At 34.7% G+C, this 23,643-nt stretch carries 16 protein-coding genes, 1 tRNA gene and 9 pseudogenes; 12 read left to right on the top strand and 14 right to left on the bottom strand.

Annotation, left to right across the window (positions count from 1 at the left end; genetic code table 11):
* The first annotated feature begins 37 nt into the window (after positions 1 to 37).
* Positions 38 to 122 (top strand) — tRNA-Ser (locus ACQH21_RS01385).
* Here the strand turns inward: ACQH21_RS01385 and ACQH21_RS01390 are convergent.
* Together ACQH21_RS01390 and ltrA are read right to left on the bottom strand one after the other, a co-directional pair.
* Positions 113 to 250: pseudogene (locus ACQH21_RS01390) on the bottom strand (Rpn family recombination-promoting nuclease/putative transposase); the annotation flags it as partial. The gene ACQH21_RS01385 and the pseudogene ACQH21_RS01390 sit on opposite strands and share 10 nt — an antisense overlap.
* Positions 247 to 1,542 (bottom strand): group II intron reverse transcriptase/maturase, encoded by a 1,296-nt coding sequence (gene ltrA, locus ACQH21_RS01395; RefSeq protein WP_425384558.1) that lies wholly within the window; start codon positions 1,540 to 1,542, stop codon positions 247 to 249. The pseudogene ACQH21_RS01390 and the gene ltrA, both read right to left, overlap by 4 nt.
* A 66-nt stretch (positions 1,543 to 1,608) precedes the next feature.
* On the opposite strand from ltrA, the pseudogene ACQH21_RS01400 reads away from it, so the two are divergent.
* Both ACQH21_RS01400 and ACQH21_RS01405 read left to right on the top strand, forming a co-directional pair.
* Positions 1,609 to 2,762, top strand: a pseudogene (locus ACQH21_RS01400) (IS3 family transposase).
* 43 nt (positions 2,763 to 2,805) lie between these two features.
* A pseudogene (locus ACQH21_RS01405) lies at positions 2,806 to 3,396 on the top strand (transposase); the annotation flags it as partial.
* Positions 3,397 to 3,626: 230 nt separating this feature from the next.
* Here the strand turns inward: ACQH21_RS01405 and ACQH21_RS01410 are convergent.
* The 3 genes and pseudogenes from ACQH21_RS01410 to ACQH21_RS01420 all read right to left on the bottom strand — a co-directional run.
* A pseudogene (locus ACQH21_RS01410) lies at positions 3,627 to 4,295 on the bottom strand (transposase); the annotation flags it as partial.
* Positions 4,296 to 4,540: 245 nt separating this feature from the next.
* Positions 4,541 to 4,996: an outer membrane lipid asymmetry maintenance protein MlaD gene (mlaD, locus tag ACQH21_RS01415; RefSeq protein WP_010404199.1), complete on the bottom strand. Its 456-nt coding sequence runs from the start codon at positions 4,994 to 4,996 to the stop codon at positions 4,541 to 4,543.
* A 2-nt stretch (positions 4,997 to 4,998) separates the two neighbouring features.
* Positions 4,999 to 5,304 carry an NADH-ubiquinone oxidoreductase subunit NDUFA12 family protein gene (locus ACQH21_RS01420; RefSeq protein WP_010404196.1) on the bottom strand — a complete coding sequence of 102 codons (306 nt, stop codon included), beginning with the start codon at positions 5,302 to 5,304 and terminating at the stop codon, positions 4,999 to 5,001.
* Positions 5,305 to 5,368: 64 nt separating this feature from the next.
* Between ACQH21_RS01420 and ACQH21_RS01425 the strand changes: the two genes are divergently transcribed.
* Positions 5,369 to 6,817 carry a proton-conducting transporter membrane subunit gene (locus ACQH21_RS01425; RefSeq protein WP_425384344.1) on the top strand — a complete coding sequence of 483 codons (1,449 nt, stop codon included), beginning with the start codon at positions 5,369 to 5,371 and terminating at the stop codon, positions 6,815 to 6,817.
* Between the two features lie 45 nt (positions 6,818 to 6,862).
* Entirely contained in the window at positions 6,863 to 7,966 is a 1,104-nt protein-coding gene (gene rodA, locus ACQH21_RS01430) for a rod shape-determining protein RodA (protein WP_029237648.1), read from the top strand.
* Positions 7,967 to 8,014: 48 nt separating this feature from the next.
* On the opposite strand, the gene ACQH21_RS01435 is transcribed toward rodA, so the two are convergent.
* From ACQH21_RS01435 to terL, 3 genes are all read right to left on the bottom strand, one after another.
* A complete protein-coding gene (locus tag ACQH21_RS01435; RefSeq protein WP_353278472.1) occupies positions 8,015 to 9,262 on the bottom strand; it encodes an IscS subfamily cysteine desulfurase in 1,248 nt (415 codons plus the stop codon).
* Positions 9,263 to 9,435: 173 nt separating this feature from the next.
* A complete protein-coding gene (locus ACQH21_RS01440) occupies positions 9,436 to 10,323 on the bottom strand; it encodes an ankyrin repeat domain-containing protein (RefSeq protein ID WP_425384345.1) in 888 nt (295 codons plus the stop codon).
* A gap of 118 nt (positions 10,324 to 10,441) precedes the next feature.
* Positions 10,442 to 11,875 (bottom strand): phage terminase large subunit, encoded by a 1,434-nt coding sequence (terL, locus tag ACQH21_RS01445; protein ID WP_425384346.1) that lies wholly within the window; start codon positions 11,873 to 11,875, stop codon positions 10,442 to 10,444.
* A 280-nt stretch (positions 11,876 to 12,155) separates the two neighbouring features.
* Between terL and ACQH21_RS01450 the strand changes: the two are divergent.
* Positions 12,156 to 13,309 (top strand): annotated as a pseudogene (locus ACQH21_RS01450) (IS3 family transposase).
* Between the two features lie 186 nt (positions 13,310 to 13,495).
* Entirely contained in the window at positions 13,496 to 14,278 is a 783-nt protein-coding gene (gene map / locus ACQH21_RS01455) for a type I methionyl aminopeptidase (protein WP_010403864.1), read from the top strand.
* 30 nt (positions 14,279 to 14,308) lie between these two features.
* On the opposite strand, the pseudogene ACQH21_RS01460 reads toward map, so the two are convergent.
* A pseudogene (locus ACQH21_RS01460) lies at positions 14,309 to 15,094 on the bottom strand (MFS transporter); the annotation flags it as partial.
* A 26-nt stretch (positions 15,095 to 15,120) separates the two neighbouring features.
* Positions 15,121 to 16,274: pseudogene (locus ACQH21_RS01465) on the bottom strand (IS3 family transposase).
* 79 nt (positions 16,275 to 16,353) lie between these two features.
* Here ACQH21_RS01465 and ACQH21_RS01470 point away from each other — a divergent pair.
* Positions 16,354 to 16,740 (top strand): annotated as a pseudogene (locus ACQH21_RS01470) (integrase core domain-containing protein); the annotation flags it as partial.
* Positions 16,741 to 16,784: 44 nt separating this feature from the next.
* On the opposite strand, the pseudogene ACQH21_RS01475 reads toward ACQH21_RS01470, so the two are convergent.
* Positions 16,785 to 17,081: pseudogene (locus tag ACQH21_RS01475) on the bottom strand (MFS transporter); the annotation flags it as partial.
* 205 nt (positions 17,082 to 17,286) lie between these two features.
* Here ACQH21_RS01475 and rsmH point away from each other — a divergent pair.
* A complete protein-coding gene (rsmH, locus tag ACQH21_RS01480; RefSeq protein WP_425384347.1) occupies positions 17,287 to 18,171 on the top strand; it encodes a 16S rRNA (cytosine(1402)-N(4))-methyltransferase RsmH in 885 nt (294 codons plus the stop codon).
* Positions 18,172 to 18,490: 319 nt separating this feature from the next.
* On the opposite strand, the gene ACQH21_RS01485 is transcribed toward rsmH, so the two are convergent.
* Entirely contained in the window at positions 18,491 to 18,790 is a 300-nt protein-coding gene (locus ACQH21_RS01485) for an ETC complex I subunit (protein ID WP_264375063.1), read from the bottom strand.
* 142 nt (positions 18,791 to 18,932) lie between these two features.
* On the opposite strand from ACQH21_RS01485, the gene ACQH21_RS01490 reads away from it, so the two are divergent.
* Entirely contained in the window at positions 18,933 to 19,544 is a 612-nt protein-coding gene (locus ACQH21_RS01490; RefSeq protein WP_264375064.1) for a 50S ribosomal protein L25/general stress protein Ctc, read from the top strand.
* Positions 19,544 to 20,098: an aminoacyl-tRNA hydrolase gene (pth, locus tag ACQH21_RS01495; RefSeq protein ID WP_425384348.1), complete on the top strand. Its 555-nt coding sequence runs from the start codon at positions 19,544 to 19,546 to the stop codon at positions 20,096 to 20,098. Before ACQH21_RS01490 ends, pth begins: the two co-directional genes overlap by 1 nt.
* Before the next feature lie 377 nt (positions 20,099 to 20,475).
* Here the strand turns inward: pth and recA are convergent, their stop codons facing one another.
* Complete coding sequence (gene recA / locus ACQH21_RS01500) at positions 20,476 to 21,543, bottom strand: recombinase RecA (protein ID WP_264376085.1); 1,068 nt, start codon at positions 21,541 to 21,543, stop codon at positions 20,476 to 20,478.
* A gap of 114 nt (positions 21,544 to 21,657) precedes the next feature.
* Here recA and truA point away from each other — a divergent pair, with 114 nt between their 5' ends.
* Complete coding sequence (gene truA, locus ACQH21_RS01505; protein WP_407511886.1) at positions 21,658 to 22,395, top strand: tRNA pseudouridine(38-40) synthase TruA; 738 nt, start codon at positions 21,658 to 21,660, stop codon at positions 22,393 to 22,395.
* 1 nt (position 22,396) lies between these two features.
* Here the strand turns inward: truA and dnaN are convergent, their stop codons facing one another.
* Positions 22,397 to 23,548: a DNA polymerase III subunit beta gene (gene dnaN, locus ACQH21_RS01510; protein WP_010407054.1), complete on the bottom strand. Its 1,152-nt coding sequence runs from the start codon at positions 23,546 to 23,548 to the stop codon at positions 22,397 to 22,399.
* Positions 23,549 to 23,643 lie beyond the last annotated feature (95 nt).

A 23,643-nucleotide genomic window follows, 5' to 3' on the forward strand; every position in this document is an offset into this window, starting at 1 on the left:
GATTGCTTGAAATTAAATATTGTGGTAAAAAAGAGGTGGACGGATGGCCGAGCGGTTTAAGGCACCAGTCTTGAAAACTGACGTACGGAAACGTACCATGGGTTCGAATCCCATTCCGTCCGCACAGGTCAGGTAAGGAAGCAGTATTACTACTACCCCCTCCCTTAGAAACGCAGCATGCAGGTTTCCCCACACTACGCTTGAGCCCCTTATCTAAGTTCTTCTTTTCTAGAACCGGCTTGTCCTTCATGATTCCTCAGGAAACATCATTCTTAATGGTGACACCAACAGTAGAGAACCTTCTCTTGAGAAAGAGCTTGCTAACATTCTTGTTCGTTTCACTCTCTCATCAAAATACTTTTTCCATTTTAAGTCAAGGGGATTTGCATCCGCTCTGATTTTAACATGTCGTCTGATAGGTATATCAATCAGCTTAAGCAGTCTTAAATACCGTATCTCTTTTGGTTTGTTCTTGCATATGGGTGCAGCAAAAACCCATTGGCGTTGACCCATTACTTTGAAGTAACGATTCTTTATCCAACGTAATCCTTTACGAGGATGTCTTTTCTTTGCCCATTTCCATAAACTATGCCAAATTTCATTGTCGATCTTTCTAAACGCTTTTTTAGCACACACATGGTGATAGTAATTTCCCCATCCTCTCAGTAGAGAGTTGAGTGACTTAATTACTATAGCCTGAGTGTTCGCTATATTTGCTTTTATCAATGTACGTGCTTTATTAAGAAGTCTTTTAATACTTTCTTTCGAAGGTTTAATAATTAACTTCTTATTATATCTACGTACATTACAACCAAGAAAGTCAAACCCTGTTGTGATAGATGTAATCTTTGTCTTCTCTTCTGACAGAATTAAACCTCGCTCATGAAGAAAAGATGATACTAAAGGCTTAACTTCCTTTTCCAGTACTTCATGTGTGAAACCTGAAATAATAAAGTCGTCTGCGTATCTGATTACATTCACTCCACTTCTGATTTTGTTTCTTTTTCTACTGCCGAGTTTACCAAATCGACTTTCCAATAACTTTTCAAGTCCGTTTAAGGCTAAATTGGCTAGTATTGGAGAAATTATACCACCTTGCGGGGTACCTGCAGTTGTGGGATACAGAGTTTTTGATTCTAGGAAGCCAGCTTTTAACCAACTATGCAGAATTTTTTTCTCCATAGGAATATGCTTCATAAGCCATTCATGATTAATGTTGTCAAAGCATCCTTTGATATCACCTTCAAGTATCCATTGTAGTTGATTACGACTTGCCAGTAACAAATGACAAGCTACTGTAGCATCTGCACAGGATCTTTTAGGTCTAAAGCCATAGGAGTGACGATCACTGATCGTTTCAGCTATCGGTTCCAGAGCAAACAGATATAATGCTTGCATGGCTCTATCTTTTATCGTGGGTATTCCAAGAGGTCTTCTTTTGCCATTAGATTTACTGATATAAATCCGTTTTAGCGGAGAAGGTTTATATCCTCTTTGCTTTAACTGCTTTATTCCTTGAAATTTAGCATTGACCTTACCCAGAAAAAGTAGACAGAAAGTTAAGACGTTTTTGAAGTAAAATAAAACGTTTTTTCAAAGAGGTGTGGTATGACAAAAAGAAAAGAATATACAGCAGAATTCAAAATTGAAGCTATAAGACTAGTAAAAGAAACAGGTCAATCATCAGCAAAAATAGCAAGAGATTTGGGTATTAGCGGTGATTCATTAAGCAGATGGGTAAAAACATACAATGATAGAATGTCTGGAGTAGATGCGTTTCCAGGAAAAGGGAAAGTAGCTCATTGTGACAAAGAAAAGTTTGATTTAAAGAAAGAGCTGGCAAGAGTAACGAGGGAAAGAGACATTTTAAAAAAAGCCCTGGGATATTTTGCAAACCAAAAAGAGTAAAATATTCTTTTATAAAAGAACATGAAAACTGCTATAAAATACGGGAATTATGCAGATTTTTGAACGTATCTGCTTGTGGTTATTATAAATGGATTACTAAGGAAAAAAACAACAAAAAATCAATAAGAGAAGAGCTCATACAAGATATTCAGAAGGTATATCGAGCATCACAATGCAGATACGGAGCTCCTAAAATTCACGCTGAATTAAAGGCTTTAGGTAAAAATTATAACATCAAAACAGTGCAAAATGTTATGCAGAAAAATGGCATTCAAGCTAAGCTTAGACGAAAGTTTAAAAGTAAAAAACCACAAATAGACAATAGAGTTATAACTCCTAACATATTAAATCAGAATTTCATCGCTGATCAACCTAACAAGATATGGGTAACTGATATTACGTACATAAAAACTAATGAAGGATGGTTATATTTGGCAGCAATAATAGATTTATATTCACGCATGGTGATTGGCTGGTCAATGAGTAATGCAGTAAATAGGCAATTAGTTATAGATGCGTTATTCATGGCTATTGGTAGGCGCAAATCTGCTAAAAATCTACTATTTCATAGCGATCAAGGATCGCAATACACCTCTAAAAATTATCAATTTTTACTAAGTACAAAAAATATTACTTCTAGTATGAGTCACAAAGGTTGTTGTTATGATAATGCTGTTTCAGAGAGCTTTTTTAGTTCACTTAAGAGAGAGTTACTCATTGATACTTCACAACACTCTGCACAACAAGCTAAAACCGCAATATTTGAATATATAGAAATTTTTTATAATAAACAGCGTAGACATTCTACTATTAACTATTGCATTCCTGAGCTTTTTGATTCATCATTCTCATAGCAAAAACGTCTTAACTTTCTGTCTACTTTTTCTGGGTAAGGTCAATGAATTGACATTAGTAAATAACCACTTAGAAAAAAAAGAGAGACTGCCTAAAGAAGTTGCAAATGCTTGGGAAGACCTTGCAATGAACATAAAACAAAAAATAGAAAGAATAAAAAACTCCTTACGTGAACTATTAAATAAACACAAAGAATTGTTGGAAAATTTTCAACTTCTATTGACCATTCCAGGAATAGGAGAAGAATCAGCAGTAGCTATTTTGGCTGAAGTTCCTAACATAAAAGCTTTCAAGGATGCCAGGCAATTGGCAGCATATGCTGGAGCTATACCACGAAATATAACGTCAGGTACGTCTGTACATGCCAAGCCCAGATTAAGTAAATCCGGTTCACGAACATTATGTAAGGCAATGTACTTTCCTGCCATAGTAGCTAAGAATCATAATCCTACTATTATGACTTTTTGCAAAAGGTTAAAAGAGAAAGGCAAGCATAACATGGCCATTGTGGGAGCTGCAATGCGTAAGTTACTCCATATTGTTTTTGGTGTTTTAAGGTCAAAGAAGGCTTTTGATCCAGATCATATCAAAAACTACAGAGCTAGGAGTTTGGCTGAAAGTTTAGTGCTTTAAAATCAAAAAACGCTCCAATTATGTAAAATAGTATCTTACACAAATTTTGTAACTGGTTAGTGAATATGTTGATAAGTAAATTAATTTTATACGTACAAAAAAGCGGAAATTTACTTATCAACATATTCACTAACTATAATCTGTGTACCGTTACACAAAATGTGAATTGGAAGTATTTTTTAATTTTATGATACAGCTTGAACAATTTTTGTAATTTTTTTGTTGACTTGCAAGACGGTATCTACTCCTTTCTCTTTTAAGTCATTTAACATCCCTAGCCAAAAGTTAGCTCCCTCACTTTCTGCTATATAAAAGCCTAAAACTTCTTTCCTTTCATTCTGCTAATATATTCTACATATATTTACTTACGCAATGCCCGTCTTCTTTGACCTTAAAAAACCATAAACACTATTGGATACACTGATTGCAGTGGACGACTACGCCACTCATTTATTACAGGCAATAATTTATCAGTAATACTTGATATCTCCGCTACAGATATTTTATATCTCTTCTACATGCGACTCTATATCTCTATATACCATGCCACTGGCATATGTACTTAAAACCTTTGCTTCAAGTTCGGTTGTTTGCCTTTTTCTGACTACTTGTGGCTCAAAGCTTCCTTCCCTATCTCTTGGTGTCAATAACTCAAATGAACCTGCACTTGTCCGTAAAGTCTTTGAATTTCTTCAATTTCTTCGATTATTTTCTTCGCTTTTAGCCGACAAGTGATTTTTTATTTCACCTTCCAGAATCGCTTCCAGTAGCCTTTTTACAAACGGTGTTAATGCACCATCTCTTTCCGTCAATGGTCTTCCTTCTCGTATAGACGATAAGATATTTGTTTCTAATTCTTTATAGTCTACCAAACCGGTAGTTCTGTTTGCTTGACTGATTGTCAAACCTCCATTTTTTGTTTCTATTTTATTTTTACTTCTCGGTTTGACACAGTTTATTTAACACTTCCCTAAGTACGTAAGAAAAAACACTCCTATACTGAAAGTACAAGCATTTGTTGAGATTATTAGGAATGTAAAACCTAGCAGAAATCTTGATAATTCAAACGCTGAACAACTTCAAGCTATTGATAGAAAAATCCCTTAATTTTACATAGGCCAAGTTGGCTTATGTGTTCTTATTCTCACTTTGTAAACATGCCAATAATTTTATCCATTATTCCGCCCATATTTGCTTCAGCTTGAGTGTGTGCTATCTTACCACCGTGTGAAATTAATTTGGGATCTGCGCCAGGTGATATATTAACAAATTTACTACCAACAACTCCACTGCTAGTGATTAGGGCTGAGCTATCAACTGGGAGTTTTATATCCCTACTTATACACATGTCGATTCGTGCTATGTAGGTAGCTTTGTCGAGTGATACACCAGTTATGCTTCCGACTTCCACACCAGAGATCTTGACACTATCACCAACTCCTACACCGTTAGCATCAGTAAAAAGGCCATGTATTTTATAACAATCCTTATAGTTTTTCTTTATGTAAGATAATTTATCAATAGCGAAGAAGATAAGAAAAACAGTAAAAATTAATACAAATGAACCAGCAGTTATTTCAAGTATATTTGACCTTCGCATCTTTAGTTATTAGGATTCCAGCTTTCATAGTAATTTTTCACCTTTTGGTTTGGGTAGTATGCATCTTTTGTACCTGTTAAATTAGGAATTTTTCTTTTGTTATTATTCACTGGTACTGCATTATCAGTATAATGCAGCCATATATGCCATGCTGGAGGAATTGTTGTAGGCTCAGAAACATTGTCATATATTACCCATCTTTTTCCTTTACTTGATTCATAGTAAGAATTTCCGTTTTCGTCCCTTCCTATAAGTTCACCTTCTCTCCGCAATAGGCTCGTTACTGCATTATAAATTTTAGACAACATAAAGGTGTTAAAACAAAAAGTATTATATATACTAATACTTTAACGATGTATTAACAACAGTTTAATGCAATTACCAATTCTACAAGTTATTATACCAATAATTGCATCGATGTTCTGCTTTCTTACCAGGAAACATAGGGTGTCCTGGTTTATCTCTTTTTTTACAACGGCAGCTACTTTCTTTATTTCATTAATGTTGCTAGTGAAAACATACAATGGTGAAATTATAACTTATTATCTTGGAGATTGGGCTCCTCCATACGGAATAGAGTTGAGAATCGACATATTGAACTCCTTGATTCTAACTTTGGTGAATTTTATAGCGCTGATTAGTGTGCTTTATAGCTTTCATATTAATGAAAAAGAGATTAGCAAAAACAAAATCATTGGTTTTTATTCTCTATTTTTACTGTGCTTGAGTGGATTACTCGGAATTTTAGTAACAAACGATATATTCAACCTTTATGTCTTTTTAGAAATTTCATCTCTTTCTTCTTATGTTTTAGTTTCAATGGGAAGGGATAAGAAAGCTTTAGTTGCAGCATTTGAATACCTCATTAGTGGTACTGTAGGAGCAACATTTTACTTGTTTGGCATCGGCCTTTTATATTCTATGACCGGAACGCTCAACATGTCTGACATGGCTGAAAGAATAGTACCATTATACGATAATAACATCATAAGACTTGGTACATTATTCATTTTTGTTGGTCTCTCAATCAAAATTGCACTGTTTCCACTCAGTAAATGGCTAGTTAATGCGTATAGTGAAGCACCAAGCTTCATTAGCGTATTCTTTTCAGGTACAGTAACCAAAGTGATGATATATGTTTTTATCAGAATCTTTTACAATGTTTTTCAGCAAAATTTTTTCTTACCACTGCATAATGTGATAATTATCCTCGCACTTTGCGCTATTGTATTTGGATCAATATCTGCAATAATCGAAAAAGATATAAAAAGACTGTTTGCTCACTCCAGTATCAGTCAGATTGGCTATATACTTTTAATGCTGGGTTTAAATTCAAAATCAGGTTTGTTTTCAGCAGTTCTTCACATAGTAAATCATAGCATGATAAAAACGTCTTTATTCATGGTTGCAGGGTGTATTTCTTATAAATTTGGTATGACAAAGATAGAAAATTTGTCAGGACTAAAAAAGTCAATGCCCTATACAACACTCGCATTTACTCTACTTAGTTTAGCATTAATCGGTGTACCCTTGACAAATGGCTTTGTAAGTAAGTGGTATATGATGCAAGCAATTCTTGAATCTCATGCATGGATTTCCCTTGCAGTTTTTGCTGCTGGCTCTTTTCTTGCACTAATATATATGTGGAGGGTGGTAGAGAAAATGTATTTTGAAAATAGCGCAGCATCAAACACTGAAATGACACTTAATGAGGTACCATTACTTATGCTCTTTTGTCTATTATTTATGGCAATTTTAACGATAATAACTGGGATATATAGTAGTCCAATTCGTTTGGTAATTAATAAATTTGCTTTTTGATTTTCTTATGTTTTATTGTATCTAAAAGTCTGTAAAGTTTTCGCTGTGGATAAGCTGAAGAAGATTCACTTATTATTAGTCATGAACGTAATAGCTCTGTTTTGCGTTGGCATTGTTGTTCAATATTCTTCTGCTGGAGGAAAGTGGGCTCCATTTGCAATTCACCAATTGGTCATATTCTCTTTCTTCCTTTTGCTTGCTATAGCTATGTCATTTATAGAGCTAGATTTTTATTTGAAGCACGCTTATTTTTTTTACATAGCAGCAGTAATTGCGCTGTTAGCAGTAAATTTTTTTGGCTCGCATATAATGGGTGCAACGAGATGGATAAGAATTGGGTCAATTAGTTTACAACCATCAGAATTTGTAAAAGTGGGCTTAATACTTGCACTTGCTCGTTATTTTAATAAACAAAGTGTGTATAAAATGATGAAATTTCAAAGTTTATTTAAGCCACTTATAATTATTTTCTTACCTGTATTCCTTGTATTGAAGCAACCTAATTTAGGAACAGCTGTAATAATATTGTTTATAGGAGCATCAATTATATTCACAGCAATAATGGAAAGACCTCATTTAATAATTTTTGGAACGCTTGGCATTTTCGCAATACCAGCTATTTGGCCTTTTTTGCGCCCTTATCACAAGCAAAGGATATTATCATTTTTGGATTCATCAGTAGATCCACTTGGAATAGGTTATAATGCACAGCAATCTCAAATAGCTATTGGTTCAGGAGGTTTGTTTGGTAAGGGGTTTGTTAATGGGAGTCAAACTCAACTTGGATTTTTGCCAGAGAAACGCACAGATTTTGCTTTTGCGGTACTTAGTGAGGAATGGGGGTTCTTAGGCAGCATGGCTTTGATTTTACTCTATACCACATTGCTTGCTATAATATTCTCCATTGCTTACAGGTCAAAAAATTACTTTTCTAAGTTAATATCTATCGGGGTTTTCGCCTTTTTTGGTGCTCATTTCTTTATAAACATTGGAATGACAATAGGCCTATTACCTATAATAGGTGACCCACTTCCATTTCTATCCTATGGCGGAAGCACAACTGCTGCGAGCTTAATATGTATAGGATTGCTACTTAGTTCCGTGACATCTACAAAGGACTTAAAGCTAAGTTTCCGATTTCACCCATAGAAAGAGCTTAGACAACCATCACTCTGCTAATGGTTAACGTCTTATTCTTCAATGAGAGTCCCATTTTACGGTGCTTAAATCTATTCCCTCTTGTACCATTTCCAAAAGTGGGCTCATCTCTCTTAGCCGTCCAACATTTTTAGTAACAAGATCTGCCGCGTATAGAACTTCATCTTTAGTTGTAAATCGGCCAAGGCCAAATCTAATTGATGAATGCTCAAGATCGTGGCCATTGTTTAGTGATCTTATGACATAAGAAGGTTCAAGAGATGCGGATGTGCATGCAGAACCAGAGCTTACTGCTAAATCCTTGATTGCCATGATAAGAGACTCACCCTCAACATAAGGAAAACTTAAGTTAAGGTTACCTGGAATCCTATTTTCGTAATCACCATTTAAAACAACATCAGGAAATGCCTCTTTTATTTTGTTGTACAAAATATCTCTCAACTCTTCTAATTTGCTTGCTTCTATTTCCATTTCTTCTTTAGCGATACGTGCTGCTTCACCAAAACCAACTGCAAGGGGAGTAGGAACTGTTCCAGAGCGCATGCCTCTCTCCTGTCCACCACCACTAATTAGTGGCGTCAACCTAACACGAGGATTTTTTCTACGGACATATAATGCGCCTATTCCCATAGGTCCATAAATTTTATGGCTAGAAAGGCTCATAAGATCAATGTTCATTTCATTTACGTCTATTGGAACTTTTCCAAAGCTTTGAGCAGCGTCTGTATGAAAAAATATATTATGCTTTCTACACATTGCACCAATTTCTTTGACAGGTTGCATTACTCCGATTTCATTATTTGCCATCATCACTGAAATCAGAATTGTTTTATCAGTAATTGCCTTCTCAAGTTTCAACAAATCTATAATTCCGTTTTGCTTAACGGACAAATATGTAACTTTAAAGCCTTCATTTTCCAGATGTCGACAAGAATCTAAAACGCACTTATGCTCCGTGCAGACAGTTATTATATGATTTCCCTTATTCTTATAAAAATGAGCAACACCTTTGATAGCCATGTTATTTGATTCGGTTGCACCCGAGGTAAAGACGATTTCTTTGCTGTCTGCATTCACTAAATCAGCAATGTGCTTCCTTGCTTTTTCTACTGCTTCCTCAGCTGTCCAACCAAATGAATGACTACGAGAGTGTGCATTACTAAACTCACCAAAATAAGGTATCATCACCTCCAAAACACGAGGATCTACTTTAGTAGTAGATTGATAATCGAGAAATATTGGTAATTTTATTTTAGTATCATGTATTTTCTTACTTTCAACATTCATAAAGCTACCACAGAGACAAAATTTACAACTATTTAATAGCACTAAAGCTTAATTTTTTCAAGGTATAATCTTGCCTAAACGAAAGTTGTCAGCGCTCTCTCCTAAGTTATTCCAGTGTCCCTGTAATGTCATTCCCTATGATCAGTGTTTGACACTGGTAGGTCGAATACGCGCTAGGCAAACCTACCAGCGCTAGCAGCTTCTTGCTGTCCATTTGTTAAGACTGGTTTATCAATTTGAGTATCAGGTTTTGACAATGCATATATAGCACTGCCAACTACTAACGCTATAGCTGCAGTTTTAGCCACTGCTATTGGTGTAGAGGGTTTTGACTCAACTGTAACTATTCCAGTTGCAGAAAGTGCTTTCGCTATTAAAACACCTGATAATGCATTTGCACTACCGGCAAAAAAACCTTTCGCAATTGCTGATGTGCGTTGTTTTTCCTCTTTAGTTAAATTCCTAGAAGCAGTTCTAGCATGATTTTTCACATTAACATAGGAGCCTTCACGTTTTTTTGGCGGAGTAAATACATAATCTCTTTGAATAGCCAAAGATGAAGGTGTCACTCTATAGTCATCTTTTATATTAACATTCGCACCGTTTCTTACGAGAGATTCTACCACGTCTGCATGGCCATTCATAAGAGCTAAATGTAAAGGTGTCCATCCCTCCTTATCTTCTTGTTCATTAATCCTGATTTTATCTTTTTCCAACAGAGCATCTACCACCCCTTCATAACCATTTTCAGCAGCTAAATGTAAAGGTGTCTTTTTATTCTTATCTTTTATATTAACATCTATCCCTTTTGTTACTATTAAAGCCTTTGTCAAGCTCGTATAGCCTAACTTAGCAGTTAAATGTAATAATGTGAATTCATTATCTCCAACTTCAAATTTATAATTTACATAAAAATTACTCTTTTCCCACTGTTTAAATACCTCTTCATTGCTTGCCTTTAGCTCTTCTTTTACTTTTTCAATTACGTTCCTTTTATCTAATTTATTATCACTATTAACCGTACTTAATATTTCCAACCACTGCTGATAATTTATTGTCATAACTTTTACCTCTAATCTTAAATATATATTTAATTTTTGTAAAATTATAATAAGAAATCAATATTTATTTTAAATAAGATAATAATTAAGCTTGGATACGCTCTTATTGTCTCTTAAATTACAATGTCCGTATAGCTGCAACTCGCGAGCTACTGTCTTTCATCCACTGCAGATATTGCACGGTGCTGTCGACTTGATCGTCGTGGCGGGTTTCTGGAAACATTAAAATTTCATACTCAAAATCGCTGAGCCATACTGCTTGGTGTGGCAGAAAAACCTTGCCGGATTCTATTATCGGAACAATCTGGTGGAATCGAGCGATTTTACTGTTATGCGGCACTATCTCAATAACAGGTATTGTCTTTAGCTCTTGAATCAATTGTTGACCGCTTGTTTTTGCTTCGATTAAAATTGCGTGTGGCTTCCACCTTGCAGCTAGTGATAGAACTTGTTCTTTAAGTTTTGGATACTCAAGCTTCGCACGGTATACATCGAGTAAATAAAACTTATTATTCACCTTTGTCCAGGTGGTGCAGACACTAAAGCCGCTAGAATCGTTTGTTGAAACTGCAGTATCCCAGCTCTGAGTTATATGTAAGAGATTGTCAGGAAAATTTCTATAGCGTTTCAACCATTCTTGCTTAATTATACCACTTGAAAGCGGCAGAGGATTTTGTTGATATTGAGCAGCAAAAGCGTAACTCCCAAGTTCAGCCTTTATCATTTCAATTTCTCCTCCATCTAGGGGATATAGCAGCTGACCTTCCTTTTTTAAGTATAAAATCCTTGAAGATGTAGCGCCTGTTGAGCTTTTGCACTCATTTGTAGTTACTTGAATAATAGGAACAGGAGAAGGGAGAATTGATCTTTTGATTGAATAGATAATTTCCTTGTTTTCAGAAATCATTGGCAAACAAACATGATGCCATATATTTTTCGGTTTGGAGAGAAGATGCCCGGTTAAATCCTCCTGATGTAGTCTGTGCATTACAACAACGATAACTCCTTTTTTCCTGTCATTGAGCCTGGTTATTAGAGTCTGATCGAACCAGTTTGTGGCACGTTTTCTAAACGTTTCACTCAAAGCTTGAGAGGAACTCAGTGGATCATCCACGACGATAAAATCACCACCTTCACCAGTCAGTGTTCCACCAACAGATGTTGCAATCCTGCATCCTCTCTGTACTGTTTGAAATTTGTATTTAGTGTTTTGGTCTTTGCATAGTTCTACCTCTGGAAATAGCGCTTTATACCAACTAGACTGCATTACGCACCTGGTGTCGAGCGAATGCTTTTCGCTAAGCCGCTGAGAATAGCTTGCAACTATTATTCTTGCAGTTGGCTGATTCCCTAGTATCCATGCGGGCCATGCAACACTCACGCACATAGACTTCATCGAGCGCGGAGGCATATTGAATATTATTCGCTTCACTTCACCAGTGCCTGCTGCTTCAAGCCTGTCTGCTATAATTTTTATATACTGATAATTGTTATACTCACATCCCGGCATCACCGTTTGAAAGCATAGTTCGATAAATTTTAAAAAGTTCATGTTAGTCTCCTATAGTGTTAGTGGAATTTACTTTATGGTGGTGTCAGCCTCTTTGGTGTCATATCAGCGTCCTTTTTCTTGTCATCCAAGTAGCCCTTTCCTTGTCATTCCAGTGCTTGACACTGGTTCACCTTATGATGGTGTTATTCAAGTAGCCTCTATCCAAGTGCCCCTTTGGTGTCATCCGAGTAGCTGACACTGTGACCTTACCCAGAAAAAGTAGACAGAAAGTTAAGACGTTTTTGAAGTAAAATAAAACGTTTTTTCAAAGAGGTGTGGTATGACAAAAAGAAAAGAATATACAGCAGAATTCAAAATTGAAGCTATAAGACTAGTAAAAGAAACAGGTCAATCATCAGCAAAAATAGCAAGAGATTTGGGTATTAGCGGTGATTCATTAAGCAGATGGGTAAAAACATACAATGATAGAATGTCTGGAGTAGATGCGTTTCCAGGAAAAGGGAAAGTAGCTCATTGTGACAAAGAAAAGTTTGATTTAAAGAAAGAGCTGGCAAGAGTAACGAGGGAAAGAGACATTTTAAAAAAAGCCCTGGGATATTTTGCAAACCAAAAAGAGTAAAATATTCTTTTATAAAAGAACATGAAAACTGCTATAAAATACGGGAATTATGCAGATTTTTGAACGTATCTGCTTGTGGTTATTATAAATGGATTACTAAGGAAAAAAACAACAAAAAATCAATAAGAGAAGAGCTCATACAAGATATTCAGAAGGTATATCGAGCATCACAATGCAGATACGGAGCTCCTAAAATTCACGCTGAATTAAAGGCTTTAGGTAAAAATTATAACATCAAAACAGTGCAAAATGTTATGCAGAAAAATGGCATTCAAGCTAAGCTTAGACGAAAGTTTAAAAGTAAAAAACCACAAATAGACAATAGAGTTATAACTCCTAACATATTAAATCAGAATTTCATCGCTGATCAACCTAACAAGATATGGGTAACTGATATTACGTACATAAAAACTAATGAAGGATGGTTATATTTGGCAGCAATAATAGATTTATATTCACGCATGGTGATTGGCTGGTCAATGAGTAATGCAGTAAATAGGCAATTAGTTATAGATGCGTTATTCATGGCTATTGGTAGGCGCAAATCTGCTAAAAATCTACTATTTCATAGCGATCAAGGATCGCAATACACCTCTAAAAATTATCAATTTTTACTAAGTACAAAAAATATTACTTCTAGTATGAGTCACAAAGGTTGTTGTTATGATAATGCTGTTTCAGAGAGCTTTTTTAGTTCACTTAAGAGAGAGTTACTCATTGATACTTCACAACACTCTGCACAACAAGCTAAAACCGCAATATTTGAATATATAGAAATTTTTTATAATAAACAGCGTAGACATTCTACTATTAACTATTGCATTCCTGAGCTTTTTGATTCATCATTCTCATAGCAAAAACGTCTTAACTTTCTGTCTACTTTTTCTGGGTAAGGTCAACTTGGGATGACAGGAAAAAAAGGCATTCTGATGACACTATTTTTTGTACTTTTGCATTCAATATTCGTACAATTATGTGTCAAGCAGTGGAATGACATTATCTACTATGCAAGATGTGAATTATAATAAGAAATGGAAGATATGAACATAACTATACATTCACAAGAAGACTTTGACTTTATGCGTAAAGCTGGCAGGCTTGCAGCTGAAACCCTTGATTTTATTGCACCATACGTCAAAGTAGGCGTAACAACTAATGAATTAAATGATCTATGTCATGATTTTATAATCAATGCAGGTGCAATTCCAGCACCACTGAATTATAAGGGATATCCGAAATCAATTTGTACTTCGAAAAATGCTGTTGTATGTCATGGTATTCCTGATGATAAACCTCTTAAAGATGGAGATATTTTAAATATTGACGTTACAGTGATTTTAAATGGCTGGTATGGTGATACAAGTCGCATGTTTTGGACCGGTAAACCCTCAATAAAAGCAAAGCGTTTGTGTAATGCTGCCTACAATGCGCTAATGGAAGCGATAAAACAAGTTAAGCCCGGCAATAAGTTAAATGAAATAGGATTTGCTATAGAAAAATATATTGAAGATTTTGGATATTCTATCGTACGCAATTATTGTGGACATGGCATAGGAAAGGTTTTTCATGCTCCACCAAATGTTGTACATTTTTATGATGAAGGTGAGGATCTTATCTTAAAAGAAGGCATGTTTTTTACGGTAGAACCAATGATCAATGCTGGAAAACATGAAACTCTTCTCAGCAAGCTAGATGGCTGGACAGTGACAACACGTGATCTTTCACTTTCTGCACAGTTTGAGCATACGCTTGGAGTCACAAAAGATGGAGTTGAAATATTTACACTATCACCTAAAAATTGGCATTTTCCACCTTATGATTAGATTTTTTAAACACTTGGTTTTTGAAAAAACCTAACTCTTAACTTGTGATATAGCAACTAACCCAATTAGTGCACAGAAAATCATGTAAAAACTTGCTAAAGTTCCTTGTCCTGTAACTTTGATAATAGTTGTGCATATAAATGGTGCAAGACCACCAAAAAATCCCGAAGCTATATTTCTTGATAAACCAAATCCACTGTATCGTACCTTTATTGGGAATAATTCGCACATAAACGCGCTAACAGGACCAAGAGAAGCAGCTATTGGGATTATAAAAAGAACGTGCGCCATTATGGTGAGCAAATTATTACCACTTAGTATCATTGAAAAAACTGGATAACTTACTACTATAAAAGTCACAAATGCAAATTTCATGACTCTTTCTCTCCCTACCTTATCAGAAAGTATTGCAAATAGTATAGTCAATCCTCCAAGTGCAACCTGATTCAATATTTCTACTGCGTGATTAAAGTGAGTGTTTATTGTTGATGCAAGTAGATTAAAAAACACTAAATATATGTAAAGAGATGCATTCTCAACTATGTCAACTCCAATTGATATTAGAAAAGGTTTTTTATAGCCATTTAACAGTTCTTTTAACGGTAATTCATGTGGCTTTTCCTGCTTTTTATATTCTGGGCTTTCATCGAGTATATATCTCATATATATACTGATTAATCCTATTACAAAACTGAAAATAAAAGGCAATCTCCATCCCCAAGATTCAAAATCGGATACTTTTTTGCATATAAGCACCACTATAAGACTTAATATTGAGCCAAGAATTGCGCTCAATACTGACCTTACCCAGAAAAAGTAGACAGAAAGTTAAGACGTTTTTGCTATGAGAATGATGAATCAAAAAGCTCAGGAATGCAATAGTTAATAGTAGAATGTCTACGCTGTTTATTATAAAAAATTTCTATATATTCAAATATTGCGGTTTTAGCTTGTTGTGCAGAGTGTTGTGAAGTATCAATGAGTAACTCTCTCTTAAGTGAACTAAAAAAGCTCTCTGAAACAGCATTATCATAACAACAACCTTTGTGACTCATACTAGAAGTAATATTTTTTGTACTTAGTAAAAATTGATAATTTTTAGAGGTGTATTGCGATCCTTGATCGCTATGAAATAGTAGATTTTTAGCAGATTTGCGCCTACCAATAGCCATGAATAACGCATCTATAACTAATTGCCTATTTACTGCATTACTCATTGACCAGCCAATCACCATGCGTGAATATAAATCTATTATTGCTGCCAAATATAACCATCCTTCATTAGTTTTTATGTACGTAATATCAGTTACCCATATCTTGTTAGGTTGATCAGCGATGAAATTCTGATTTAATATGTTAGGAGTTATAACTCTATTGTCTATTTGTGGTTTTTTACTTTTAAACTTTCGTCTAAGCTTAGCTTGAATGCCATTTTTCTGCATAACATTTTGCACTGTTTTGATGTTATAATTTTTACCTAAAGCCTTTAATTCAGCGTGAATTTTAGGAGCTCCGTATCTGCATTGTGATGCTCGATATACCTTCTGAATATCTTGTATGAGCTCTTCTCTTATTGATTTTTTGTTGTTTTTTTCCTTAGTAATCCATTTATAATAACCACAAGCAGATACGTTCAAAAATCTGCATAATTCCCGTATTTTATAGCAGTTTTCATGTTCTTTTATAAAAGAATATTTTACTCTTTTTGGTTTGCAAAATATCCCAGGGCTTTTTTTAAAATGTCTCTTTCCCTCGTTACTCTTGCCAGCTCTTTCTTTAAATCAAACTTTTCTTTGTCACAATGAGCTACTTTCCCTTTTCCTGGAAACGCATCTACTCCAGACATTCTATCATTGTATGTTTTTACCCATCTGCTTAATGAATCACCGCTAATACCCAAATCTCTTGCTATTTTTGCTGATGATTGACCTGTTTCTTTTACTAGTCTTATAGCTTCAATTTTGAATTCTGCTGTATATTCTTTTCTTTTTGTCATACCACACCTCTTTGAAAAAACGTTTTATTTTACTTCAAAAACGTCTTAACTTTCTGTCTACTTTTTCTGGGTAAGGTCAATTGGCTGGTCAATGAGTAATGCAGTAAATAGGCAATTAGTTATAGATGCGTTATTCATGGCTATTGGTAGGCGCAAATCTGCTAAAAATCTACTATTTCATAGCGATCAAGGATCGCAATACACCTCTAAAAATTATCAATTTTTACTAAGTACAAAAAATATTACTTCTAGTATGAGTCACAAAGGTTGTTGTTATGATAATGCTGTTTCAGAGAGCTTTTTTAGTTCACTTAAGAGAGAGTTACTCATTGATACTTCACAACACTCTGCACAACAAGCTAAAACCGCAATATTTGAATATATAGAAATTTTTTATAATAAACAGCGTAGACATTCTACTATTAACTATTGCATTCCTGAGCTTTTTGATTCATCATTCTCATAGCAAAAACGTCTTAACTTTCTGTCTACTTTTTCTGGGTAAGGTCACCCTGGAACAAATGCAATAAGTACGGTTGATAGAGTCATCAATATGATAGAGAGAAATAGAGCAATCCTTCTTCCATATTTATCGCCAATGTGGCCAAATATAGCAGCACCAATTGGTCTTATTAAGAAACCCACTGCAAACACTCCAAAAGCTTTAAGTATGCTGACTAATTTGTCGTCTGATGGAAAAAACACATCTCCGATTATGCTTATTAGATGGCTGAAAAGCATGTGATCATACCACAACAAAGTGTTACAAATTAAACTTGATAGTATTACTTTTGTTATTTGTTGCACGAAATCTTCCGTAATTTGTTTGATATTATAGTAATATTACTTACTTTTTCAAACGTGAATTATGTAAATGTTATATTAATAATATTATCTTATTAAATTTTTATATCGTTGATTATATTTAAATATTCTTATACTATACCTATATATTTCCATATATTTTTTGGCGAGAAAGTTATTTTAATTTAAGTGCACAAAGTCTCTTGATATGACACATACTCCAGTTTTGTTAAAAGAGATGCTATTTCAATTAGCACCACAAAGTGGTGGCATATATGTAGATGCTACATTTGGGGCTGGAGGATATAGCAAAGCAATATTGGAATCCGCTGATTGCAAAGTGTATGCAATTGATAGGGATGAAACAGTTACCAAATTTTATGATGATCTGAACGTTAAATACCCTGATAGAATAAATCTATTTATTGAGAAATTTAGTAATATTAAAAATTTATTAGATAGTAATAATATTAAAGGTATCAATGGAATAGTTTTCGACGTTGGAGTTTCATCTATGCAGCTTGATAATGGAGATAGAGGATTCTCATTTCTACGTGATGGCCCACTTAACATGAGCATGGATAACTATTCTCATATGAATGCTTCGACGTTTGTTAACGCTTTACGTGAAGAAGAGATTGCGAACACTATATATAATTATGGGGGTGAGCGTCATTCTCGTAAAATCGCAAGAGCGATAGTAAATGCGCGGAAGAAGAAAATTATCAAAACTACATTTGAACTTGCGGATATTGTACGTTCTGTAGTGTTTCGTGGAAAAAGCAAGATTGACCCTGCAACTAGAACATTTCAGGCAATCAGAATATGGGTAAATGATGAGCTAGGAGAGCTTGAAAAGGGTATTAAAGCTGCATCTGAGATTTTAAGTGAAAACGGCAAATTAATTGTAGTTACCTTTCATTCTCTAGAAGATCGTATAGTTAAAACCCTTTTTAAAGATTTGTGTGAACCAGGACCTACAAAGACATTCTCCCTTTTAAACAAAAAAGTGATTAAAGCAAGTGCGGAAGAAATAAATGCAAATCCGCGTGCGCGTTCAGCAAAATTAAGAGTTATACAGAGGTTGTCATGAGAACCTTCTGTATTATTTCAATAACTATGTTTTTATTATAGGGTTATTTAAGGTAAAATTACATGTCCACTCACTAAATAAATAGCTAACACAAATAAAACGTGAAATTAATTTAGTGCAAAGCAACATAAAAGTTCTTCAAGCAGAATGAAGTTATTTGAGTAATCCAAAAAAACTTGCAGTCTTACGGAGAAATACCTAAAAAATAACTCTTTGATACTAGCTAGCCAGGTTCGACTATCTAAATGACCTTAGTGTGTTAGCAAAATCATAGTAACGATTAGGTTTAGGTTTTTAGATAAACACACTACGATAAAACTTACTTTGATACGAAATTATTTGCATAAGATTTTGGCAGTCTTTTAACATCTTTTGGCATTTCAATTGTGTACTTTGTGTTGTGTTTCTTTGCGTAAGATATTGCTTTTTCAAGAGAATCAAACTTTAATACAATCTGTTTTTGGGGATCTTTTGAGCCAACCCATCCCATCAAAGGTTCAATATAGTAAGAACAAGGCTCAATTTTTAGGTACCAGAATTTTGTATTACCTAAGCCAGATTGTGTTGCAGTTTTTGTTGGCTTATAAATCTTAAAAACTACTTGATCGTTAATACCCATAGCTCTTACTACGTAATCTTAAGTATATATCTAAATAAATTTTTCCACAAAGAATTAGTGTGAAAGAATGAAGTTTGAAATAAATATTTTTATGTTATATTATTAAATTATATAAAAAGGATTAGCTGAATAGGAGTAATCGATGGCACAGCAAGAAATGGTAACAATTAATGCAGAGTTACGTGATGTAAAAAAAAAGAAAGCGATTCAGGCTCTGAGGGAGAAGGGAAGTATACCTGCAGTTATATATGGTAAAGGGCATGATAACGTAAATTTGACATTGTCTGCAAAGGAATTTACTAAACAATATAAATCAGGTGCTCTTTCTGCACATTTAATAGAACTAGATATTTCAGGGAAAAAAGAATATGCTCTTGTTCGTGATATTCAATGGCATGTAGTAAAGGATACTGTGCAACATGTTGATTTTCAGTTTGTTGATAAAGGTAGTGAAATTAAAATAGATATACCTTTATCATTCATCAATGAAAGTAAATCACCAGGAATCAAATTAGGTGGAGTGCTTAATGTTCTGTGTCGTTCTATTACTGTCAAATGCTCTCCTGAGAAAATACCTCAAGTCATAGAAATTGATTTGTCTGGCAAAATGATTGGTCAGTCTATACATATCAATGATGTAAAATTGCCAGAAGGTGTTAAATTTGTAGCTCATGAGGAAGAAAATTTCACCATTGTAACAATCTCTGCTGCCGATAGTGATGTTGAAGAGACTCAAACAAAAACAGAGGAGTAGTGCATTTAATAGCTGGGCTTGGTAATCCTGGTAGTCAATATGAGTTAACTCATCATAATATTGGTTTTATCGTTATTGACGCAATCTACAAATATTGGAATTTTCAGTCATTTTCTAAGAAAGCCGATTACTTGATAACCTCTGGCATAATTAACAATAATAAAGTTATGCTAATAAAGCCTTCTTCATTTATGAATAATTCAGGTATTCCTGTTGCAAAAATAAAAAATTTTTACAAATTATCGCTAGACAATATTGTTGTCATACATGATGATGCTGACTTGAAATTTGGAAGAATAAAAGTAAAAAAAGGTGGTAGTTCTGCTGGACACAATGGACTTAAGTCTATAGATAGCTTTATTGGTAACGATTATTGGCGTTTGAGATTTGGAGTAGGTAGGCCTGAAAATCGGAAAAGCTTAGCAGATTATGTATTATCAAAATTTGAAAATTTTGATAACGCTATCCTCTTAGTGGAAAAAATAGCAAAGAATATACACCTAATGCTGCAAGGAGATATCGCAGCTTTTATCAACTCAGTTGGGAGAGTGTGAAATATAGCAATTGAACAGGACATCCTATTCAATATAAAACTTGTATCCGTTCAGCAGGGTAGCAAAATAAGATAGACAAAAATATAGGAACAAATAGTCAGTGTGCAAACACACAGCTATACGAACATTGTGACAATTTGCGTAACAAATGGTGTCATCCCAGTGCTTGACACTGGGATCCAATTTTTCATTTAAGCTCATTAATTTAGCATAAGCTTACCGAATTAGTTTGCCTGTGAATTTTCTTAGATCCCAGTGTCAAGCACTGGGATGACACCAAAAGGGCTACTTAGGCGACAAGAAAAGAAGCACTGATTTCAACATTTGCACATTAGCCATGCATCTGAATGGATACTAAAACTTCACCCTAATCTAGATTAGAATACTGATTCTTCTAGAAGTTGTTCACGCTCCTCTTCTATTGCAATAGAGTTATCGTGATTTTTAAATAAATCTCTGATTTTTGTTTCTATTTCATTTGCAATTTCTTTATTCGCCTTGAGGTAGCTTTTTACATTTTCTCTTCCTTGCCCAAGACGCGTATTGTTATATGAATAATAAGCGCCTGCCTTTTCAAGGACACCAAGTTTTGCTCCTATATCTATTATTTCCCCAAGTTTTGATATGCCTTCATTATACATTATATCAAATTTTGCCTCTCTAAATGGAGGAGCGACTTTATTTTTTACAACTTTAACTCTCGTTTCATTACCCGTAATATTCTCTTTATCCTTTATCGCACCAACTTTTCTTATATCAAGTCTTATAGAAGTATAGAATTTTAACGCATTTCCACCAGTGGTAGTTTCAGGATTTCCATATACTACTCCTATTTTCATACGAATTTGGTTGATAAATATCAATATACAGTTTGCTTTTGAAACTACAGAAGTTAGTTTCCTGAGTCCATGGCTTAGAAGCCTTGCTTGCAATCCCATGTGCTGATCGCCCATATCCCCTTCAATTTCAGCTCTTGGAGTTAGTGCTGCAACAGAATCAATAACTATTACATCAACTGCACTAGAACACACTAAATACTCAACAATATGCAACGCCTGCTCTCCAGTGTCTGGTTGTGAAATTACCAAATCATCAGTTTTCACTCCAAGTTTACGAGCATATATAACATCCAGTGCGTGTTCCGCATCGATAAATGCACATAAACCTCCTTTTTTCTGTGCTTCAGCAATTACATGCAAAGCAAGAGTAGTTTTACCAGAACTCTCAGGGCCAAATATCTCAATTATACGTCCTTTTGGCAATCCCCCAACACCCAGAGCTGAATCAAGTGCAATCGACCCTGTAGATATCGTGTCTATTTTTTCTACAGGGTTTTGCTTTAGCTTCATTATTGCACCTTTACCGAATGCTTTTTCAATTTGACTTATTGCATTATCTAGTGCTTTTTGCTTATCATTATTTCTTTCTTCTGGATTATGTGCCATGGATCATTTATTAACTTGTATAGTCTCCATGGTAATTGAACGCAACCAATCTGCCAAGGGTTTTTTAATAACGAAGAACGTTAGTTACCTAAAATTAGATAGATAGACTTTGTAGTGCGATACAAAATAACGATAGAATACAATGGTAGTGGTTTCTCTGGCTGGCAAAAGCAACAACACTCTGCTAACTCAATTCAGGAAACCATAGAAAACGCTATATTTAATTTCAGTGGCGAGAGAGTCTCTTTGCATTGTGGTGGCAGAACTGACACAGGGGTTCATGCTTTAGGGCAAGTTGCTCATTTCAATATGGAAAGGCAATTTGAGCTTTACAGAATAAGAAATGGAATAAACTATCACTTAAAAGCGATTCCTATAGCTGTGCTTAGTGCAGAAGCCGTAGATGATGCATTTCATGCGCGATTTTCAGCAAAAAAAAGATATTATGAATATAGAATAATTAATCGCTACGCTCCTGCAGCTCTGGAAATCGGTTATGTGTGGCAAGTATTTAACCCACTTGACGTAAACATCATGCGTGAAGCTGCTAGACACCTGCTTGGAAAACATAATCTTTCAAGCTTCCGCTCAAAAGATTGTCAAGCTACAAATCCGGTCAGAACAATCGATGATATTGATATAGTACAAAATGGAAGTCACATATACATCAAAATATCTGCGATTTCCTTTTTACATAACCAGGTGAGGATTATTGTTGGTACTTTAGTTGAATTTGGAAAAAATAGAACTAATCCACAAGAAATGCTAAACATATTAAGTCAATGTAAAAGAAACGCCGCTGGGGTCACTGCGCCGTCTCACGGCTTATACTTAGTAAAGATAGATTACTAGCTTAAGTCCTCATTGGCATCACTATGTATAGTGCACTTGGATCATCTTCATCAGTGATAATTGTAGCGCTATTACCATCTGATAGGCTGACCTTACATTTGTTTTTTATACAAGATAAAGCATCAAGCAAATAACGAGAATTAAATCCTACTTCCATAAGAGCTCCATCGTAATCCACCTCTATAGACTCAGTCGCATCACTGCACTCTTGGGAATTTGAATGTAGAGTTAATAAATTCTCTTGCAATGAAAATTTAATTGATTTTATTTTATCGGACACAACAACGGAAACTCGGTCTATAACACTAGCAAGTTTGCTACTCTCAACAATCATTTGTTTATCTTGAGACGTTGGAATGACAGCTTTGTAATCTGGAAAAGTCCCATCTATCAATTTTGATATTAGAATATACTCACCACATGTAAATTTGATTTTTCTATCTGAAAGTTTTATATTTATCTCATTACAATCACCCAATACTTTCAACAGTTCCATGATAGTTTTACGTGGAATGATCACCCCAAATTCTCCGTTGATATCTTCAGGTTTAGGCCTTTTTATACATGATAAACGGTGGCCATCAGTTGCAACGCAGTACAGAAATTGCTCATCTGTATGCAGATATATCCCGTTTAAATTATACCTTGTATCATCCAGCGACACAGCAAACTTCGTTTTAGTCAACAAGTCTACCAAATCTGCACTTAGTAGAGTGAAATCGTATTGATGATCACCTTCTTCAAGAACAGGGAAGTTATTTGAAACTACGTTCGGTAAAGAAAAATTTGCATTTCCACAGGATATCAATAATTTTCCTTGATTATTCATTTCGAAATTGACATCCAAATTAGTTGGCAATTTTTTCACTATGTCATGTAAAGTATGTGCTGAGATTTTCACTTCTCCTTCTGCTGATACATTTGCAGTAAGTGAGGCAAATATTGAAATGTCAAGATCAGTAGCCTTCAATTTTATGCTGCCATGTTGTGCTTTGATATTTATACACGCTAAAACATCTATCGCGTTGCGCCTTTCAACCACTCCACTTACCCTGGATAGCGTATTTAAAAGGCTTGCACGACTTACACTAAAACGCATTTGTTCACACACAGAACTTTGTTCTTTGATTCCTATATCTACAATTTTTGACATATTAATTCTCAAAAATATATTTTAAATGATATTCATATTCTATGTAAAGTGATATCCATATTTTTGTCTGAGAGACAAAACAGCCTATCTTATAC

It is taken from the genome of Wolbachia endosymbiont (group B) of Eupithecia inturbata (assembly GCF_964030915.1).
Lineage (GTDB): Bacteria > Pseudomonadota > Alphaproteobacteria > Rickettsiales > Anaplasmataceae > Wolbachia.